Origin of the sequence: Devosia sediminis (assembly GCF_016411825.1) — a bacterium.
GTDB lineage: Bacteria > Pseudomonadota > Alphaproteobacteria > Rhizobiales > Devosiaceae > Devosia > Devosia sediminis.
This window is the reverse complement of record NZ_JAEKMH010000005.1, coordinates 125,972-143,114: the sequence shown is the minus strand read 5'-3', so window position 1 is coordinate 143,114 and position 17,143 is coordinate 125,972. Positions and strand designations below refer to the sequence as shown.

The 17,143-nt window shown below is 64.1% G+C and carries 18 protein-coding genes and 1 pseudogene; 13 read left to right on the top strand and 6 right to left on the bottom strand.

Features of this window, described 5'->3' with window-relative positions; translation table 11 throughout:
- Positions 1-111: 111 nt before the first annotated feature.
- The 7 genes and pseudogenes from JEQ47_RS18950 to JEQ47_RS18920 all read left to right on the top strand — a co-directional run bounded on the left by JEQ47_RS18950 (position 112) and on the right by JEQ47_RS18920 (position 7,233).
- A complete protein-coding gene (locus tag JEQ47_RS18950; RefSeq protein ID WP_198878006.1) occupies positions 112-843 on the top strand; it encodes a DUF1013 domain-containing protein in 732 nt (243 codons plus the stop codon).
- A gap of 178 nt (positions 844-1,021) precedes the next feature.
- A complete protein-coding gene (locus JEQ47_RS18945) occupies positions 1,022-1,783 on the top strand; it encodes a sulfite exporter TauE/SafE family protein (RefSeq protein ID WP_198878005.1) in 762 nt (253 codons plus the stop codon).
- 82 nt (positions 1,784-1,865) lie between these two features.
- Positions 1,866-3,668, top strand: a complete 1,803-nt coding sequence (locus tag JEQ47_RS18940) for a M3 family oligoendopeptidase (RefSeq protein WP_198878004.1) — start codon at positions 1,866-1,868, stop codon at positions 3,666-3,668.
- 50 nt (positions 3,669-3,718) lie between these two features.
- On the top strand, positions 3,719-3,883 hold the full coding sequence (locus tag JEQ47_RS18935; protein ID WP_198878003.1) for an aa3-type cytochrome c oxidase subunit IV: 165 nt from the start codon (positions 3,719-3,721) through the stop codon (positions 3,881-3,883).
- 64 nt (positions 3,884-3,947) lie between these two features.
- Positions 3,948-5,237 (top strand): annotated as a pseudogene (locus tag JEQ47_RS18930) (Re/Si-specific NAD(P)(+) transhydrogenase subunit alpha); the annotation flags it as partial.
- A gap of 279 nt (positions 5,238-5,516) precedes the next feature.
- Positions 5,517-5,819: a proton-translocating transhydrogenase family protein gene (locus JEQ47_RS18925; RefSeq protein WP_198878001.1), complete on the top strand. Its 303-nt coding sequence runs from the start codon at positions 5,517-5,519 to the stop codon at positions 5,817-5,819.
- A gap of 10 nt (positions 5,820-5,829) precedes the next feature.
- Entirely contained in the window at positions 5,830-7,233 is a 1,404-nt protein-coding gene (locus JEQ47_RS18920; RefSeq protein WP_198878047.1) for an NAD(P)(+) transhydrogenase (Re/Si-specific) subunit beta, read from the top strand.
- Positions 7,234-7,360: 127 nt separating this feature from the next.
- Here the strand turns inward: JEQ47_RS18920 and JEQ47_RS18915 are convergent, their stop codons facing one another.
- Entirely contained in the window at positions 7,361-7,558 is a 198-nt protein-coding gene (locus tag JEQ47_RS18915; RefSeq protein ID WP_198878000.1) for a hypothetical protein, read from the bottom strand.
- Between the two features lie 60 nt (positions 7,559-7,618).
- Positions 7,619-9,070 carry an alginate lyase family protein gene (locus tag JEQ47_RS18910; RefSeq protein WP_198877999.1) on the bottom strand — a complete coding sequence of 484 codons (1,452 nt, stop codon included), beginning with the start codon at positions 9,068-9,070 and terminating at the stop codon, positions 7,619-7,621.
- A gap of 218 nt (positions 9,071-9,288) precedes the next feature.
- Between JEQ47_RS18910 and JEQ47_RS21125 the strand changes: the two genes are divergently transcribed.
- The gene (locus tag JEQ47_RS21125) at positions 9,289-10,341 is read left to right on the top strand and encodes a helix-turn-helix transcriptional regulator (protein WP_198877998.1); all 1,053 of its coding nucleotides are present in this window, start codon (positions 9,289-9,291) and stop codon (positions 10,339-10,341) included.
- Positions 10,342-10,347: 6 nt separating this feature from the next.
- Here the strand turns inward: JEQ47_RS21125 and JEQ47_RS18900 are convergent, their stop codons facing one another.
- Positions 10,348-10,566 carry a SlyX family protein gene (locus JEQ47_RS18900; protein ID WP_198877997.1) on the bottom strand — a complete coding sequence of 73 codons (219 nt, stop codon included), beginning with the start codon at positions 10,564-10,566 and terminating at the stop codon, positions 10,348-10,350.
- Between the two features lie 144 nt (positions 10,567-10,710).
- Between JEQ47_RS18900 and JEQ47_RS18895 the strand changes: the two genes are divergently transcribed.
- From JEQ47_RS18895 to JEQ47_RS18880, 4 genes are all read left to right on the top strand, one after another.
- Positions 10,711-11,265, top strand: coding sequence for a hypothetical protein (locus tag JEQ47_RS18895; protein ID WP_198877996.1), 555 nt, complete (start codon positions 10,711-10,713; stop codon positions 11,263-11,265).
- Positions 11,266-11,344: 79 nt separating this feature from the next.
- The gene (locus JEQ47_RS18890; protein ID WP_198877995.1) at positions 11,345-11,983 is read left to right on the top strand and encodes a DsbA family oxidoreductase; all 639 of its coding nucleotides are present in this window, start codon (positions 11,345-11,347) and stop codon (positions 11,981-11,983) included.
- Positions 11,984-12,034: 51 nt separating this feature from the next.
- On the top strand, positions 12,035-12,847 hold the full coding sequence (locus JEQ47_RS18885) for an alpha/beta hydrolase (RefSeq protein ID WP_198877994.1): 813 nt from the start codon (positions 12,035-12,037) through the stop codon (positions 12,845-12,847).
- Positions 12,844-14,043, top strand: coding sequence for a multidrug effflux MFS transporter (locus tag JEQ47_RS18880; protein ID WP_198877993.1), 1,200 nt, complete (start codon positions 12,844-12,846; stop codon positions 14,041-14,043). Before JEQ47_RS18885 ends, JEQ47_RS18880 begins: the two co-directional genes overlap by 4 nt.
- Positions 14,044-14,111: 68 nt before the next feature.
- Here the strand turns inward: JEQ47_RS18880 and rpsU are convergent, their stop codons facing one another.
- Positions 14,112-14,342 carry a 30S ribosomal protein S21 gene (rpsU, locus tag JEQ47_RS18875; RefSeq protein ID WP_086470604.1) on the bottom strand — a complete coding sequence of 77 codons (231 nt, stop codon included), beginning with the start codon at positions 14,340-14,342 and terminating at the stop codon, positions 14,112-14,114.
- Positions 14,343-14,556: 214 nt separating this feature from the next.
- Between rpsU and JEQ47_RS18870 the strand changes: the two genes are divergently transcribed.
- Complete coding sequence (locus JEQ47_RS18870; protein WP_198877992.1) at positions 14,557-15,249, top strand: alpha/beta fold hydrolase; 693 nt, start codon at positions 14,557-14,559, stop codon at positions 15,247-15,249.
- Between the two features lie 159 nt (positions 15,250-15,408).
- Here the strand turns inward: JEQ47_RS18870 and JEQ47_RS18865 are convergent, their stop codons facing one another.
- Positions 15,409-16,494, bottom strand: a complete 1,086-nt coding sequence (locus JEQ47_RS18865; RefSeq protein ID WP_236020974.1) for a 5-(carboxyamino)imidazole ribonucleotide synthase — start codon at positions 16,492-16,494, stop codon at positions 15,409-15,411.
- Between the two features lie 4 nt (positions 16,495-16,498).
- The gene (gene purE / locus JEQ47_RS18860; protein ID WP_198877990.1) at positions 16,499-16,990 is read right to left on the bottom strand and encodes a 5-(carboxyamino)imidazole ribonucleotide mutase; all 492 of its coding nucleotides are present in this window, start codon (positions 16,988-16,990) and stop codon (positions 16,499-16,501) included.
- Between the last annotated feature and the right edge of the window lie 153 nt (positions 16,991-17,143).

Below are 17,143 nucleotides of genomic sequence, written 5' to 3'. Positions count from 1 at the left end.
GCGATTGCGCGGCATTTTGCCTATATTGGTCTCCAGTTCCCCCTCAGCAATTAGCCAAGAGGCGGAGCGGCCCGGTTGAAAGCCGGCCGCGCCAGCAGGAGAAATGTAACTATGTCCCAGTCCCTTCTGATGCCCAAGGCGACCGCCGTCTGGCTCGTGGACAATACCGCCCTCTCCTTCGAGCAGATTGCCGCCTTCTGCACCCTGCATCCGCTCGAAGTGCAGGGCATTGCCGACGGTGACGTAGCCAGCGGCATCATGGGCGTCAATCCGGTCCAGAACGGGCAGTTGACCCGCGAGGAGATCGAAAAGGCCGAGGCCGATCCCAACTATCGCATGAAGGTCAGTGAACCCAAGGTTCGCGTCGCGGCCGTCAAGCGCAAGGGCCCGCGCTACACCCCGATTTCGCGCCGCAACGAACGCCCCAATGCCATCAAGTGGCTGGTGCGCAACCACCCCGAACTCAAGGATGCGCAGATCATGCGCCTGGTCGGCACCACCAAGTCGACCATTGAATCGGTGCGCGAGAACACTCACTGGAATTCGGCCAACCTGACCGCCATGGATCCGGTGACGCTGGGCCTCTGCAGCCAGATCGACCTCGATCTCGAGGTCAAGCGCGCTTCCAAGGATGCCCCGGCCCAGCACGAGCTCAATGAAGGCACGACGCTCCTCACCGCCGAGGAAGCCCTGGCCCGCGCCACGGCCCGCCTCGCGCCCGAAGGCGACGCCGGCTACGAAGGCGAAGGCGGCCACCGCGCCCCCTCCGCCGACGACGAACTCGACGCCGATTCGGTCTTTGCCAAGCTCAAGTCCCTCAAGGGCAACAGCGAAGAAAAGTAAGCTTTCAATCCCCGCTCCGGCGGGGATTTTTGTTTCCGTAGACCCCCACCTAGCCTCCCCCTAGTCAGGGCGAGGGACCTATCCAGTCTGCCTCTAAAGTTTCGATGAACTCGAACCTGCTCCTTCCCCTTCTGCAGGGGGGAGGCCGGGTGGGGGTTTCCAACTCCGCCGGTTTTCCATGCTCGATCCGCTTTCCATCACCATCGCCGTCACCGCCGTGCTTATCGTTGGCCTGTCGAAAGCCGGCCTGCTCGGTGGTCTTGGCGTCGTTGGCGTGCCGCTGCTCACGCTGATCATGGCGCCGCGCGATGCCGCCGGCATGATGTTGCCGGTGCTGCTCTGCATGGATGCCGTGGCCATCTGGATGTATCGCAAGGAATGCGACTGGAGCCTCTTGAGGATCATGCTGCCCGGCGCCGCCGTGGGCACGCTGCTCGGCTGGGCGCTCTGGGCCGTGGTCACCGATGCAGTCGTGCTGCTGATGGTGGGCGTGGTGACGCTGCTCTTCGTCATCGACGCCATCCTGCCGCTGCGCAAGAAGCTCGAAGGCCTGCCGCCATCAAAACCCTGGGGCGTGTTCTGGGGCGCCGTGGCTGGCTTTACCAGCTTCATCTCCCATACCGGCGGCCCGCCCTACCAGATCTACACCCTGCCCCGGCGCATGGCCCCGGCCATCTATGCGGGCACCTCGGCCTTCTTCTTTGCCATCGTCAACACCTCCAAGCTCGTGCCCTACTATTTCCTCGGCCAGCTCAACGTGCAGAACCTGACGCTGTCGGCCGCTCTCGCGCCGGTCGGCGTGGTCGGCGTGTTCATCGGCGTCTACCTGGTGCGCCGCATCGACGCGAAACTCTTCTACCGCATCGCCTACTGGCTGGTTTTCCTGCTGGCCCTGAAGCTGGTCTGGGACGGGGTGGCAGGTATCATGGCTGGCGCCTAGGCGCCGCGACATCCACCGCCCTTCACAGCATCCCTCCCCCTCGCTAAGGTCCGCCCCGAAAACAGTTTCGGGAGTCGCGTTCATGTCCGCCACCGCTCAGAAGGGCCATAACCAGTTCGGCAACCTGCCGGTCTGGGATCTCGATGATCTTTATCCGGGCAAGGACAGCGCCGAATTCAAGGCCGCGCTTGGCGAAGCCAAGGCCATGGCCGCCGATTTCGAGGCCAAGTACAAGGGCAAGCTGGCCGAGCTGACCGCCGCCGGCCGTCTCATCGAGGCCATCAAGGACAGCGAAAAGCTGGGCGACATCACCGGCCGCATCGGCTCGTTCTCGTTCCTGCAATATGCGCAGAAGTCGACCGACCCGGACCGCGCCAAATTCATGGGCGATACCAACGAAGCGCTGACCACGCTCTCGACCCGCGTGCTGTTCTTCGAACTCGAACTCAATCGCATCGCCGATGCCGATCTCGACGCGGCGCTCGACAAGGATCCCGAACTCGGCCGCTACAAGACCTGGTTCGCCGACCTGCGGAAGGCAAAGCCCTACCAGCTCGACGACAAGCTCGAAGAGCTGTTCCACGACAAGTCGGTCACTGCCTATTCGGCCTGGAACCGGCTTTTCGACGAAACCCTCTCCAGCCTCGAATTCGAGGTCGGCGGCGAGGTGCTGAACCTCGAATCGACGCTTCACCTTTTGTCCGAACGGGAGCCGGCCAAGCGCGAAAGCGCCTTCAAGGCCCTGGCCAAGGTGCTGGCCGCCAATGGGCGGCTCTTCACCCACATCACCAATGTGCTGGCCAAGGACAAGGAAATCTCGGATCGCTGGCGCGGCTACGAGGACATCGCCGACAGCCGCCACATGGCCAATTCGGTGGAGCGCGAAGTCGTGGACGCGCTCCAGTCGGCCGTGCAGGCAGCCTATCCGCGCCTTTCGCACCGCTACTACAAGATGAAGGCGCGCTGGTTCGGCAAGGACAAGCTCAACGCCTGGGACCGCAATGCGCCGCTGCCCACCAGCGACGAACGCATCTGGGACTGGGACACCGCCGTCACCACCGTGCTCGGCGCCTATGGGCGCTTCTCGCCCGAACTCGCCGATGTGGCAAAGCCGTTCTTCAATTCCGGCTGGATCGACGCGCCGACCGGCAATGGCAAGCTTTCGGGCGCCTTCGCGCATCCCACCGTGCCCAGCGCCCATCCCTATCTGATGCTCAACTATCTCGGCCGCACCCGCGATATCATGACGCTGGCCCACGAACTGGGCCATGGCGTGCATCAGCGCCTCGCCGCCGCGCAGGGACCCATCCTGGCCAACACGCCGCTGACCCTGGCCGAGACCGCCTCGGTCTTTGGTGAAATGCTGACCTTCCGGGCGCTCCTCGACCAGACGACAGATCCAAAGCAGCGCTTTGCCCTCCTCGCCTCCAAGGTCGAGGACATGCTCAACACCGTGGTGCGGCAGATCGCCTTCTACTCCTTCGAGCGCAAGGTCCACACTGCCCGCCGCCAGGGCGAATTGCGCACCGAGGAAATCAATGCGCTCTGGCTCGAAGTGCAGGCCGAATCCCTGGGCGAGGGCATCATCGCCAATGAAGGCTACGAGACCTTCTGGGCCTATATTCCCCACTTCATCCATTCGCCCTTCTACGTCTATGCCTATGCCTTCGGCGATTGCCTTGTGAACTCGCTCTACGCACAGTATGAGAAATCCAGCGAAGGCTTTGCGGAGCGCTATTTCGAGCTCCTCAAGGCAGGGGGTAGCAAGCATCATTCGGAATTGTTGAGGCCGTTCGGTCTCGATGCGAAGGATCCCCAATTCTGGTCGCTGGGCCTCTCCATGATCGAGCGGCTGATCGACGAGCTGGAAGCCACGTCCCCCTAGGGGCAGCGTTCGGCTTAACACGAAGAGACGACTATACTTTCGAGGACCTGATGGCCAAAACCCGCCCAGAATACCATCCCGAGCCGATCCTGGAATCCGCCATGGATTATGCCGAACATGAAAAGACCTATAACGGCTTCATCACCGGCGTGAAGTGGTCGGTCTATGGCACCGCGGCCTTGCTGGTGATCCTCTACTTCGTGGTCAATCCCTGATCCGATCAGACTAGCAGGCACATGAAACGAGCCTGCCCGCTGGCAGGCGGGCAGGAGGGTTTGCATGAAGATTGCCGTTTTGCGCGAACGGTTCGAGGGTGAAAGCCGTGTGGCCGCCACCCCTGAAACGGTCACCAAGCTGATCGGCCTCGGCGCTGACGTCACCGTCGAGAAGGGGGCCGGCGACGGCTCTCGTATCGGCGACGGGCAGTTCACCGAAGCCGGCGCGACCATTGGCGCCACTGCCGCCGCCACGCTCAAGGGCGCCGATATCGTGCTCTGCGTGCGCCGCCCCGCCGCTGCCGATCTCGCCGGCGTCAACAAGGGCGCCCTCCTGATCGGCGCGCTCGATCCCTATGGCAACGAAGCCGACATCGCCGCCCTCGCCCGGGCCGGCGTCGCCGCCGTCTCCATGGAATTCATGCCGCGCATCACCCGCGCGCAGGTCATGGATATTCTTTCCTCCCAGGCCAACCTCGCCGGCTACCAGGCCGTCATCGAGGCGGCGACGGTGTTCGACCGCGCCATGCCGATGATGATGACCGCCGCCGGCACCGTGCGCCCGGCCAAGGCCTTCGTCATGGGCGCCGGCGTTGCCGGCTTGCAGGCCATTGCTACCGCCAAGCGCCTCGGCGCCGTGGTCTCGGCCACCGACGTGCGCCCCGCCGCCAAGGAGCAGGTGGAAAGCCTGGGCGGCAAGTTCATCGCTGTCGAGGACGACGAGTTCAAGCAGGCCGAGACCGCCGGCGGCTATGCCAAGCAGATGAGCGCCGAATACCAGGCCAAGCAGGCCGAGCTCACCGCCCAGCACATCGCCAAGCAGGATATCGTCATCACCACGGCGCTGATCCCCGGCCGTCCCGCGCCGCGCCTCATCACCCGCGAAATGGTCGAGTCCATGGCGCCCGGTTCGGTGATCGTCGACCTCGCCGCCGAACGCGGTGGCAATGTCGAATTGACCCAGCCCGGCCGCATCGTCGAGCATAACGGCGTCAAGATCATCGGCTTCACCAATGTGCAGGGGCGCATTCCGACCACGGCCAGCCAGCTCTATGCGCGCAACCTGCTCGCCTTCATCGAGACCCTGATCGACAAGAAAGAGAAAAAGCTCGCCATCAACTGGGATGACGAACTGGTCAAGGCCACCGTCCTGACGCGCGATGGCGCGGTCGTCCATCCGAGTTTCCAGGCCGCGCCGGCCCCCGAGTCGAAGCCGGTGGCAACGCCCAAGGACAAGCCCGCAACTCCGGTTCGTACCGTCGAGGCCAAGGCCGCCCCGGCCAAGACCGGCGCTACCGGCAAGCCCGCCACGCGCACTGTCGCCAAAAAGCCTGCCGCCACGAAGGCGGAAGTGCCGGCCATGGCCGATACGCCCAGAAAGGCCGCCCCCGGCGTCGAGCAATCCATCCCGGCCGCTGCCGAAGCGCCGGTCAGCCCAGCCAAGCGCGCCCGCGTGAAAAAGGCCGAAGTGCTGATCGACGCGGCGGCCTCCGCCAAGAAACCTGCGCCGCGCAAGGCCACCACCGCAAAGCCTGTCACGGAAACGGCGGCTGCAGCCAAACCGGCCGCGAAACAGCCTGCCGCCAAGAAACCGGCAGCCAGGAAACCGGCAGCATCCAAGGGGGACAATTAAATGGAAGCGATCGATCCCTTCACCTTCCGGCTCGCCATCTTCGTGCTGGCGATCTTCGTGGGCTATTTCGTTGTCTGGAGCGTCACCCCGGCTTTGCACACGCCGCTGATGAGCGTCACCAATGCCATTTCCTCGGTCATCGTGGTGGGGGCCCTGCTCGCCGTCGGCGTCGACATGGTCAACGATGCCGGCTGGGCCTCGAAGGTCTTCGGCTTCATCGCCCTGGTGTTCGCGAGCGTCAACATCTTCGGCGGCTTCCTCGTGACCCAGCGCATGCTGGCCATGTACAAGAAGAAGGGCTGATCTCGAAATGATCGACGCAAATATCGCCGCCCTTCTCTACCTGGTCTCGGGCGTTCTATTCATCCTGGCCTTGCGCGGCCTTTCGAGCCCGCGCTCGGCCCGCCAGGGCAATCTCTTCGGCATGGTCGGCATGGGCATTGCCGTGGTCACCACGCTGATGGTGGCTGCGCCGACCGACTGGCTGAGCTGGCTGCTGATCGTGGGTGGCCTGGCGCTGGGCGGCGGCATCGGCGCCTATATCGCCCGCTCGGTCAAGATGACCGACATGCCCCAGCTCGTCGCAGCCTTCCACTCGCTGGTGGGCCTCGCCGCGGTCTTCGTGGCCGCGGCTGCGCTCTATGCGCCCGAAGCCTTCGGCATCGGCACGCTCGAGCATATCCATGCCCAGGCGCTGATCGAAATGTCGATCGGCACCGCCATCGGCGCCTTTACCTTCACCGGTTCGGTCATCGCCTTTGCCAAGCTCAACGGCAATATGAGCGGCAAACCGATCCTTCTGCCGGCCCGTCATCTCATCCATATCGGCTTCGGCGTGGCCATCGTGGCACTGGTCTGGGCCTTCACCGTCACCGGCAATCCGTGGCTGTTCTGGGCCATCACCATCCTCGCCCTGATCCTGGGCGGGTTGATGATCATCCCCATCGGCGGCGCCGACATGCCGGTCGTCGTCTCGATGCTCAATTCCTATTCGGGCTGGGCCGCCGCGGGCATCGGCTTTACGCTCGGTAATACGGCACTGATCATCACCGGCGCGCTGGTCGGCTCCTCCGGCGCGATCCTGAGCTACATCATGTGCAAGGCGATGAACCGGAGCTTCATCTCGGTGATCCTGGGCGGTTTTGGCGGCGATACGTCATCGGCCGCCGGCGGCGCCGAGGATGATCGCCCGGTCAAGCAGGGTGCCGCTGACGACGCGGCGTTCCTGATGAAAAATGCCGGCAAGGTCATCATCGTGCCTGGCTATGGCATGGCCGTGGCCCAGGCCCAGCATGCGCTGCGGGAAATGGCCGACCTCCTCAAGAAGGAAGGCGTCGAGGTCAAGTATGCCATCCATCCGGTGGCCGGCCGCATGCCGGGGCACATGAACGTGCTCCTGGCCGAGGCCAACGTGCCCTATGACGAAGTGTTCGAGCTCGAAGACATCAATTCCGAGTTCGCCCAGTCCGACGTCGCCTTCGTCATCGGCGCCAATGACGTGACCAATCCGGCCGCCAAGACCGACAAGACCTCGCCGATCTACGGCATGCCCGTGCTCAATGTCGAGGATGCCGGGACCGTACTGTTCATCAAGCGCGGCATGGCCGCCGGTTATGCCGGCGTCCAGAACGAGCTCTTCTATCGCGACAACACCATGATGCTGTTCGGCGACGCAAAGAAGATGACCGAAGACATCGTCAAGGCACTGGGCCACTAGTCGGGCCCGACAGGGCAAAATCTCCCCGGTGGGGAGATTTTAGGCTAGGGGGCCACGAGGCCTACGGTCGAGTGGCGGGGCTCTTTCCCAAAACAAAGGCCCGCTCCGGCGGGCCTTTTTCTTTGTCTCAATCCGGTGCCGAGGGCACGTTGAGCGGAAGGTCCGGCTTGCGCTCCTCGCTGCGCTGGGCGTCGTGGGCCGCCTGTTCCTGCTCCGGCACGATGTGCGGGCGCCCATCCTTATCCCGATAGACCAGCGCCGCCGTCTCCGAACTGCGTTCGGACCGGTCGTCCTCGACCGGTCCCGTGTCATTGATCTTGACCATCTGGCTTCCTCCTTCCGCTGGATTCCAACGGCAGAGAGGAGCGTGACGTTCCGCCGCCGACTATTCGAGCGGATTGATCACGTCGCTGAAGAAGCATCCGGCCGGCAGCGACATGGAGTGGAAAGGCTCGGTGCCGATGGTATCGACCAGTTCGGCAATGGTCTGCGGCCCCTCGTCAAACCGGTTGCACTCCTTGAGCTTCCGCTCGAGCCGTGGCTCGGTGCTACAGAGGTCCGCGTCCACCGTGCCGTCCCGAAAGGCCACAAAGGCCTCGTCCTCGCCATAGAGCTCGCGATAACCGGGAATGACGCCGAAGTAGAATTTTCGCACCCATGGCACGGTAAAGTCTTCCGACGGTCCCGGGCCGGCATTGGCCTTGGCATAGGGGACCGCCAGGTCAAAATCGGCGAGACCGGCAGTCACGAAGCTCAGCAGGTTGGGCACCGACTGGTTTTCCGACGGTGGCACAAGCTCGATTCCGTGCCGCTTAGCCACCAGTTCAGTGGCCAGCAGCTGCGACATCTGCACGAAGGAATAGTGCAGCCAGCGCGCGCCACGCCGCGTCTCCGTGGGCAGGCTCCCGTCATTGCGCATCGAACCAAGCACGGTTTCCCAGCGGTCGAAGGCAGGCTGCATCATCGTGCGGTCGCCCACCATGGCACCAAAAGCCATGGCCGGCTGCATATGCGCCATCGCGTGATTGGAGCCCGGAAAGTAGTTGGCGTCGCCAGGTCTGCTTTCGGAGGGACCGCGGCGCGCAAAGTGATACTGATCGATCCGGCGCTTCAGCCAGTCGAGCACATGCGCATGGGCAACGGGCTCGACCTCCTCGAAGGCGATGGCCGTACTGTAGGCGAAGGTTATATCGCGCAGCAGGGCATTGGCGATCCAATAGACGTCTTCCGCCATTTCGTGGTTGCGGGAGACACCAGGCTCGAGGGCATCGGCTTCCGCCCAGGTTGTGGCCATCTGGACAATGCCGCGGCAAGCGCCGGCTGCCCCGGCAAGGCACTGGCCCTGCGCCATGACAAGGCCTTCCTGAATGGCGCTGTACCAATCGTCGTCGTCAGCGATGAAGCCGTCGGGAATGGCGATCGGCGACACCACATCGGGCGCCGGCACCGACCGCGGAGCCCGACCGATACCGACAGGCATGCGGCACAGGGCATCGAGCTGCGGATTGGCTTCCACCTCAGCGCGTCGCTCCACGAGGTCGACAAGGTCGAGCCCCGGATCGGCCAGCGTCGTCTCGCCCGGCGATTCCCGATGCACCAGCCACAGCGACGACCCCACGAAATCCTCGGCTTCCGGCAGACCATGCTCGGCGCGCAGCTCATTCATCGCCGCGCGCGATTTCGGCCCCCAGGCTCCATCGGCCGTGCCGACATCGTATCCCAGCCGCGCCAGGGCTTCCTGCGCCGCCTTGACCGTATCGGCATGATAGGCCGGCGCTTGCGCCAGCGCCGGTGATACGGCCAGGAACACGGCCGCAACCAGAGCAAATCGAAACATGAATAGTCCCCCCAATAAGTCCTGCAAATCAATCCGACGGGACCAGCACCAATATCGAGATGTGATCCCCCACGCTTTACCTAGTAGAGAGCGGTCCCTCTGACATGGTCCACATTGATCATGGGGCCTCAACAGACCGGCTTCGTGATTGGCATTCCGTTTGCGCCCGTGCATCATGGCTTCGGGCGGGGGAAATTGCCTTGATTGATGACAGTTTAGTGGATGCTATTTACGAGGCAGCCGCAGTGCCGGACCTCTGGCCGGCAGTTCTCACGCGCTTTGCCGGGACCGCCGGGGCCCACGGGGCCGTGCTGATGGCATTGCAGGGGCAAACGCTGCGCTGGCGGGCATCCCCGAGCTTTCAGGACCATGCCGAGCAATACCTGGCCGCTGGGCACAACCAGGCCGACCAGAGAACTATAAGGCTGGTGGCCGCGAACCAGCCCGGCTTCGTGCGCGATCTGGACGTGTTCAGCGCCGAGGAGTGGGAAAACGACCCTATTCGCTCCAATTTCTGGGTGCCCCGCGGGCTCGGATGGGGTGTGGCAAGCCATATCTATACGCCCAGTGGCGATGTGATGATCTTTCATGCCGAGCGGCGTCTGGCGGACGGCCCCGGCGACGCGGACCTTGTCGCCCGCCTCAATCTCCTGCGACCGCATCTCGCCCGGGCGGCATTCCTGTCCAACAGGATCGCCTTCGAGCGCATCAGGACAGCGATCGACACCCTGACCGCCGTAGGATTGGCGGCTGTGGCCCTGACGCCGTCCGGCAGAGTGCTCCTGGCCAACGATGCCTTCGCCGAGGCGTCGCATATCTGGACGACACGCGGTCAGGAGCAGGTTTCGCTCTACGACCGCAAGGCCGATTCCATGCTGAAGGAACGGCTCGCAGTGATCGACCAGCAGGTCGGCCCCATGTCGGTTCCAGTGCGCGACGAGGATGGCAGCATTGTCGCGGTGATCCACCTCGTTCCGATCCGCGGCTCTGCGCGCGACCTTTTCGGGCAGACGTCGGCCATCGCCGTCCTCAGCGAGCCCGGCGCCGGAATTCCCAACGCAGCACTGATCGGGTCCCTGTTCGATCTGACACCCGCTGAAATTACCGTCGCGCAGGCCGTCGCTACGGGCGAGGCACCGGCGGAAATCGCGCAGCGGCTGGGCCGGAGCATCGCAACCGTGCGCAACCAGATCAAGTCGGCCATGGAGAAGACCGGCTGCTCACGGCAAGTCGAACTCACCCTGCTGATGCGACAGTTTCTGGTAAGCTGACCACTCTCAATAATGCGGCGGCGGCCGTTCGGTCGACGGATCGGCGATATAGCTGCCCGAGCGCACCTGCTCCTCCAGCATGGCGAGTTTCTTGCTCAGAAGATCGATGGTCTTCCACTGCTCGGTGAGGGCCGCATTGAGCTCTTCGATGGTCTGGTCCTGGAAGGCGATGCGGGTTTCCAGCGCATCGATCCGCTGATTGTGATCGGGGTCTGCCAAGGCCATTTCCTCTTCGTTTACCCATTGAAACAGGTGGGGAATAGGCGCTCCCGCATGCCCTAGTCTAGCACGGGAGTGTTGACGCAAGCGGAACCTGTTTGCGGATCGGGGGATTGACATAGCAATAAAACGCCATTGGGAGCCGCTTATATGGCCACCACAGCCCAGTTCGACATTGCCCGCCCCCGCGGCGACGCCACCCGCGGCACCCGTGACAGTGTCCTCGCTTTTTTTGCTCTGACCGGCCTACCCGTCGGTCTTTTCGGCCTTGCCAACCTCCTCGGCGAGGCTCTGGGGATACTGCCGCTCTATTTCTCGCCCTTCGGCCTTCCCGGCTGGGCCGGCGCGGTCGCGCATCTCGCCCAGCTCGCTCTCCTCGGCAGCGCCTATTGGGCTCTGACGCAGCGCGACCTCCATACGCGCAGCCGCTTCTGGCTGATGGCGCTGATCGCCGCCTATATCGCCCTGCCCTTCGTGACCCCGCCGCTCGATTCCCTGCAGTTGAGCATGGTCTGCACCGGTCTCATGCTGCTGGCCATCGCCACCGCTACCCGTATCGGCGCTGTGTCGCCGTTGGCCGGCTGGCTCACGGCCCCGCTGATGGCCGTGCTGGGCCTGAGCTCTGTCATGGGCCTCGCCATTTCGGCGGCCTATGCCCCGCCTTTTGCCATCACCCAGGTGAACCAGGCAGCACCTGCCGCCTGACAGTTACCTCCAAGTACCCTCTTGCCACCTCCCGCCCAGAGCGCCATCTGGACGGGAGGTTTCGTTTTCGGAGTGATCCATGCCCAAGCTGCTTAAGATCGACGTCTTCACCGATGTGGTCTGCCCCTGGTGTCTGGTGGGTTCGGCGCGGCTGGATCAGGCCCTTGCCAATCTGCCCGACGATGTCGAGGTGGAGGTGGAAAACCATCCCTTCTATCTCGATCCCAGCGTGCCGCCCGAAGGTGTCGATGTCGGGGAGATGCTGCGCGAAAAATACGGCCGCGACCCCGCCGAAATGTGGGCGCGGGTCGAAGGCGAGGCCAAGAAGGCCGGTATCACTCTCGATCTCAGCCAGCAGCCGCGCATGTTCAACACCGCCAAGGCCCATACGCTGACCCGGCTCTCCAAGGCCAATGGCAACCAGCACGAACTGGCCAATGCCATTGCCGAGGCCTATTTCCTCGGCCACCGCCAGATCAACGACGACAATGTGCTGGTCGATATCGCCGCCGACTTCGGCTGGGACCGCGGCGACGCCCTCGACGCCATCAACGACGAGAACGAACTGGCCATCACCGCGCAATTGGCGACCAGCGCCGCCCAGCAAGGCATTCGCGGCGTGCCGTTTTTCGTCTTCGGCGAGAAATACGCCCTGTCAGGTGCGCAGCCCGACGAGGTGTTCGCCCAGGCGCTCGACAAGACGATTTCCGAGCTCTGAGCCGAACCCCGCTGCTATAGTGGCGGGCAACGACCACCCGGGATTCGCTCCTTGAAACTGCTGCGCAACCTCCTCATCGCCCTCCTCGTCCTCGTCGTCCTGGGCTATGGAGGTGTGGTCGCCTACATGTTCTTCAACCAGCGCGCCCTGCAATACAGCGCCCAGGGCCAGGTCTTTGCCCTGGCCGACACCACGCTGACCGATGCGGGCGACGTCGCCATCGATAGCGGCGGCTCGGTGGTCAATGGCTGGTATCAGGCGCCGGCGCCGGGCAAGCCGGTCATTCTCTACTACAAGGGCAATTCCAAGAGCTTTTCGGAGGAATACGAGCGCTACCAGCAGTTCGTTGCCGATGGCTATGGCTTCCTCGCCTTCGACTATCGCGGCTTTCCCGCCTCGCCCGGTGACATTTCCGAGGCTAACATCCTCGATGACGCCATCGCCGCCTATGACTGGCTCGATGCCCTGACCGACGCGCCGATTCTGATCTGGGGACGCTCGCTTGGTTCTGGCCCGGCCACCTATGTCGCCAGCCAGCGCGACGCGGCGGCTCTCCTGCTCGAAACCCCGTTCCTCTCGGCGGTCAATGTGGCGGCGGAGCGCTACCCCATCCTGCCGGTCGGACTTGTCATGCAGGATCAGTTCCGCAACGACCTCTGGATCAAGGACGTCTCCGAGCCGGTGCTGGTCGCCCATGGCACCGCGGACCGCACCATCGACGTAACCAATGGCGAGCGCCTCTATGCCCTAGCGCCCAACCAGAATGAACTCTGGATCGTCGAGGGCGCCGACCATTCCGACCTCTGGGATGCCGGCATCTGGGGCCACGCTGAACCCTTCTTCGAAAGTGCCTTAAGCCCGTGAAGCCACCCAGCATGCTGGGCATGTCGGCCCGGCGTACCGCCATTATCGGCGGGCTCATGGTGGCCACCGGCCCCTTGAGCCTGACCCTTTATTCCCCCGCCTTGCCCACCATCGTGGCCGACTTCGGCACGACCGACGCGGCCGGCAAGCTGACGCTGACAGTCTATTTCGCGGCCTTCGCCCTGGCGCAGCTGATTTGCGGCCCGCTTTCGGATCGCTACGGGCGCCGCGCCGTTGGTCTGGCTTTCTTTGCCATCTATGTCCTCGGCAGCCTGATCGGCGCCATGGCCCCCAGCCTCGAAATCCTGTTTCTCGGCCGCTTCGTCCAGGGCTTTGGTGTGTCGGCCGGCGTCGCCCTGTCGCGCGCCATGGTCCGGGATCAGTTTGTGGGCGGCGAGGCCATCCGCATCCTCACCCTCATCAACCTCATCCTGACGGTGACGCCCGCCGTGGCGCCCACCCTGGGCAGCGTGATCCTGCTCATGGGGAGCTGGCACCACATGTTCCTCGTCATGGCGGGGTTCGGCCTCGCCATCCTAGCCCTGCTCTCCTGGGGCGCGCGCGAAACGCTGCCACCCGAGAATCGCGTGCCGTTCCGGCCCGGCATTGTCTTCGGCAATTATCGCCAGTTGCTGTCCTCACCGGATTTCCTGTTTCCCTCGCTGCTGCTGGGGCTGACCTTTTCCGGCTTTCACGGCTTTACCGCGCTCCTGCCCTTTATCTTCATCGATGACATGGGCCTCACGCCATTCCAGTTCGCCATGGCCATGCTGGCCCAGACCGGCAGTTTCATTGCCGGCAATCTGGCGACCGGCTTCCTCTCGTCGCGGGTACCGCCCAGCCGCCTTGTCACGATCGCGCTTGTCTCGCTGGTGGTCAGCGGCATCGGCTTTGCCGTGCTACCGGTGCTCTATCCGCAGTCGGTCATCGCCATCATGGTGCCGGTGGGCGTCTGGATGTTCGGCCTCGCCTTCATCAGCCCGAGTGCCACAGCGGCGGCCATGGCCGGCTTCGGCGCCATAGCCGGCGCGGCCGGCGCCCTGACCGGCTTTTTCCAGGTGGGCGGCGGCTTCGCCGGATCCCTAGCGGCCGGCACGCTGTTTCCCGATGCCCGCACGGCCCTCACCATCCAGCTCCCCGTCGTCGCCGCCCTGACGGTCGGCGTGGCCCTGGCCGACCGCTGGCGGCGGCGCTGAACTGACGGCAAACGAAAACGCCGCCCCGGAGGGACGGCGTTGAAATCTCGACGCTGTTGAAGCGTGTCTTAGCTCGGACGACCCGGAGCTGCGACGATACCGCCTTCGCGCTGGGCGCGCTTGCGGGCCAGCTTGCGGGCGCGGCGCACGGCCTCGGCCTTCTGGCGAGCCTTCTTTTCAGAGGGCTTTTCGTAATAGTTGCGCAGCTTCATTTCGCGGAAGACACCTTCGCGCTGCAGCTTCTTCTTCAGTGCGCGCAGCGCCTGGTCAACATTGTTATCGCGAACGACTACTTGCAAAGGTCAACCGCCCTTTCAGAGCTATGCAATTTGTTTGGATGGAAGCGCGGCGGCCAAAAGAACCACCCCGCCGACCAGCTATGCCGGTCACCGTGGCGGGCTCTATAGCCCAACAATCTGCCCCTGTCCACACTTGCACGGTGGAAAAGTGCTGGCATCTTGTGGCTTTCCCTGTCTGCGTCTACCCCTTGGCCGTGACCAAAGGAGCGCCCGCATGTACCAGCCCATCGTCTTTCTGCCCGGACTCATCTGCGATGCGCGGCTCTGGCGCGACGTCATCGACGGGCTCGCCGAGACGATTGCACCCATGGTCGCTGACCTGCGCCTCGATGAGACCATCGCGGCCATGGCGGCACGCACCCTGGCCGCCGCGCCGCCACGCTTTGCGCTGGCCGGACTTTCCATGGGTGGCTATGTGGCCCTCGAAATCATGCGTCAGGCGCCCGAGCGCGTCACCCATCTGGCGCTCTTCGACACGTCGGCCCGCGCCGACACCGAGGAACGCCGCGAAACCCGCCGCAAGGGCATCGCGATGATTGGGGAGGGCAAGTTCATCGGCGTGTCGCGCGGCCTCCTGGGCCAGCTCGTGGCGCCCCACCATCTGGGCACCCCGCTGGCCGAGGAAGTGCAGGCCATGTCGGAGCGTGTGGGTGGCGACGTTTATATCAGCCAGCAGAAGGCGATTCTCTCGCGCATCGACTCGGTGCCGTTCCTCAAAGACATCCACGTGCCGACGCTGGTCGGCGTCGGCGCCTTGGACAAGATGACGCCACCGGAACTGGCTGAGGAAATGGCCGCCCATATTGCCGGCGCGGAGCTGGTGCAGTTCCCCGACGCGGCGCATCTCCCGACCATGGAAAATCCCGGTCCGGTGGTAGAGGCGATGAAAAGGTGGTTGGGGCGTTAGCTCCCTTCCTTCTGCCCTTGTGGGAGAAGGACGGTCGCGCGTGCATTGGAAACGCGATTGTCACCCCGGCGAAAGCCGGGGCCCATCCTGAGACCTCGAGGTGGATCCCGGCTTTCGCCGGGATGACAGCTGGTGGACTGGGCTGGTTTAGGGATGACCTCAGCCCCGCACGATCCGGTTGATATGCCCCATCTTCCGCCCCGGCCTGGCTTCCGCCTTGCCGTAGAGATGCGGCTGGGTGTCTCCGTCGAGCCCACTAGGCACGATGTCCACTTCGTCGCCGACGAGGTTTTGCATCACCACATCGGCCATCCGGCGCGGGTCGCCTAGCGGCCAGCCGGCAATGGCGCGGATATGCTGCTCGAACTGGTCGGTGAGGCACACGGCCTCGGTCCAATGCCCTGAATTGTGCACGCGCGGCGCGATCTCGTTGACCATGAGGGTCTGCCGCTCGCCCCCGACCACGAAGAATTCGACGCCCAGCACCCCGACATAGTCGAGCGCCACGACGATGACCTTGGCCAGCATGGCGGCGTGCTTTTCGACACCCGGCGGAATATCGGCGGGTACGGTCGAGGTATGGAGAATGTGGTGGCGATGCACATTCTCGGCCGCATCGAAGGCGCGCACCGTGCCATCGAGTCCTCGCGCAACGACGACCGAGATTTCCTTCTCGAACGGCACGAAGCCCTCGAGCACCAGCGGATGCGGCTTCAACGCGTTGAATGCGGCTTCCGCATCGCCAGGTTCGCGCAGGACGCGCTGCCCCTTGCCATCATAGCCGAGGCGCGTGGTCTTGAGCACCGCGGGCAGCCCGAGCTCGGCAACGGCCCTGGTGAGGTCATCCAGACTGTGGACAGCACGATAGGGCGCAACCGGAATGTTCTTGGAGGCAAGAAATTCTTTTTCGAGCAGCCGGTCCTGCGAGATCGCCAGCGCATTGGCGCCCGGCCGCAACGGCTTGATACCGGCCAGTACCTCGGCGGTCGCGGCCGGGACATTCTCGAATTCATAGGTGACGACATCAACCTGCGCCGCGAAGGCCCTCAGCGCCTCCACATCGACATAGGCGGCCACGGTCTTGAGCGGCGTCACGTCGAAGGCCGGGCTCTGGGGATCGGGGCAATAGATATGCGTTTTGAGGCCGAGCTTTGCCGCTGCCAGCGCCAGCATGCGCCCCAACTGTCCCCCACCCAGAATGCCGATGGTGGAGCCGGGGGCGAGGGAGGAGGATGGTTCGGTCAAGGCGCTACTCGAGGTCGGACGGAAACTGGGGCACGGAATGGGTCTGGCGGGCGCGATGCGCGTCGAGTCGTTCGGCCAGGTCCTCGTCATGGAGGGCCAGGACGGATGCGGCCAAAAGCGCCGCATTGATGGCGCCCGGCTCGCCGATGGCCAGCGTCCCCACCGGCACGCCGCCCGGCATCTGTACGATGGAATAAAGGCTGTCGAGCCCGTTGAGCGCCTTGGACCGCACCGGCACGCCAAAGACCGGCAGCGGCGTCATGGCCGCGATCATGCCCGGAAGATGGGCTGCGCCGCCGGCCCCGGCGATGATGATCTTGATTCCCTCGGCGCGGGCATTGGTGGCAAAGTCCACCATGCGCTCGGGCGTGCGATGCGCAGAAACGATGCGCGCCTCATATTCGATACCGAGATTTTCGAGGGTTTCGGCGCAGTGGCGCATGGTGGGCCAATCCGATTGGCTGCCCATGACGATGGCGACCGGTGGCTTGAGCATGGCGATTCCCCCGTGCCGCTCCGCAAAGCGCGCAACCCACGCATCGGACCGAAAGTGCTACGCGGTTTTCGGACAATCCGATGCGAACAAAAGATAGAGCGCACGATTCGATTTCATCGGATCGTCAGGCGCTCTAGCCCAATTCTCGCCACA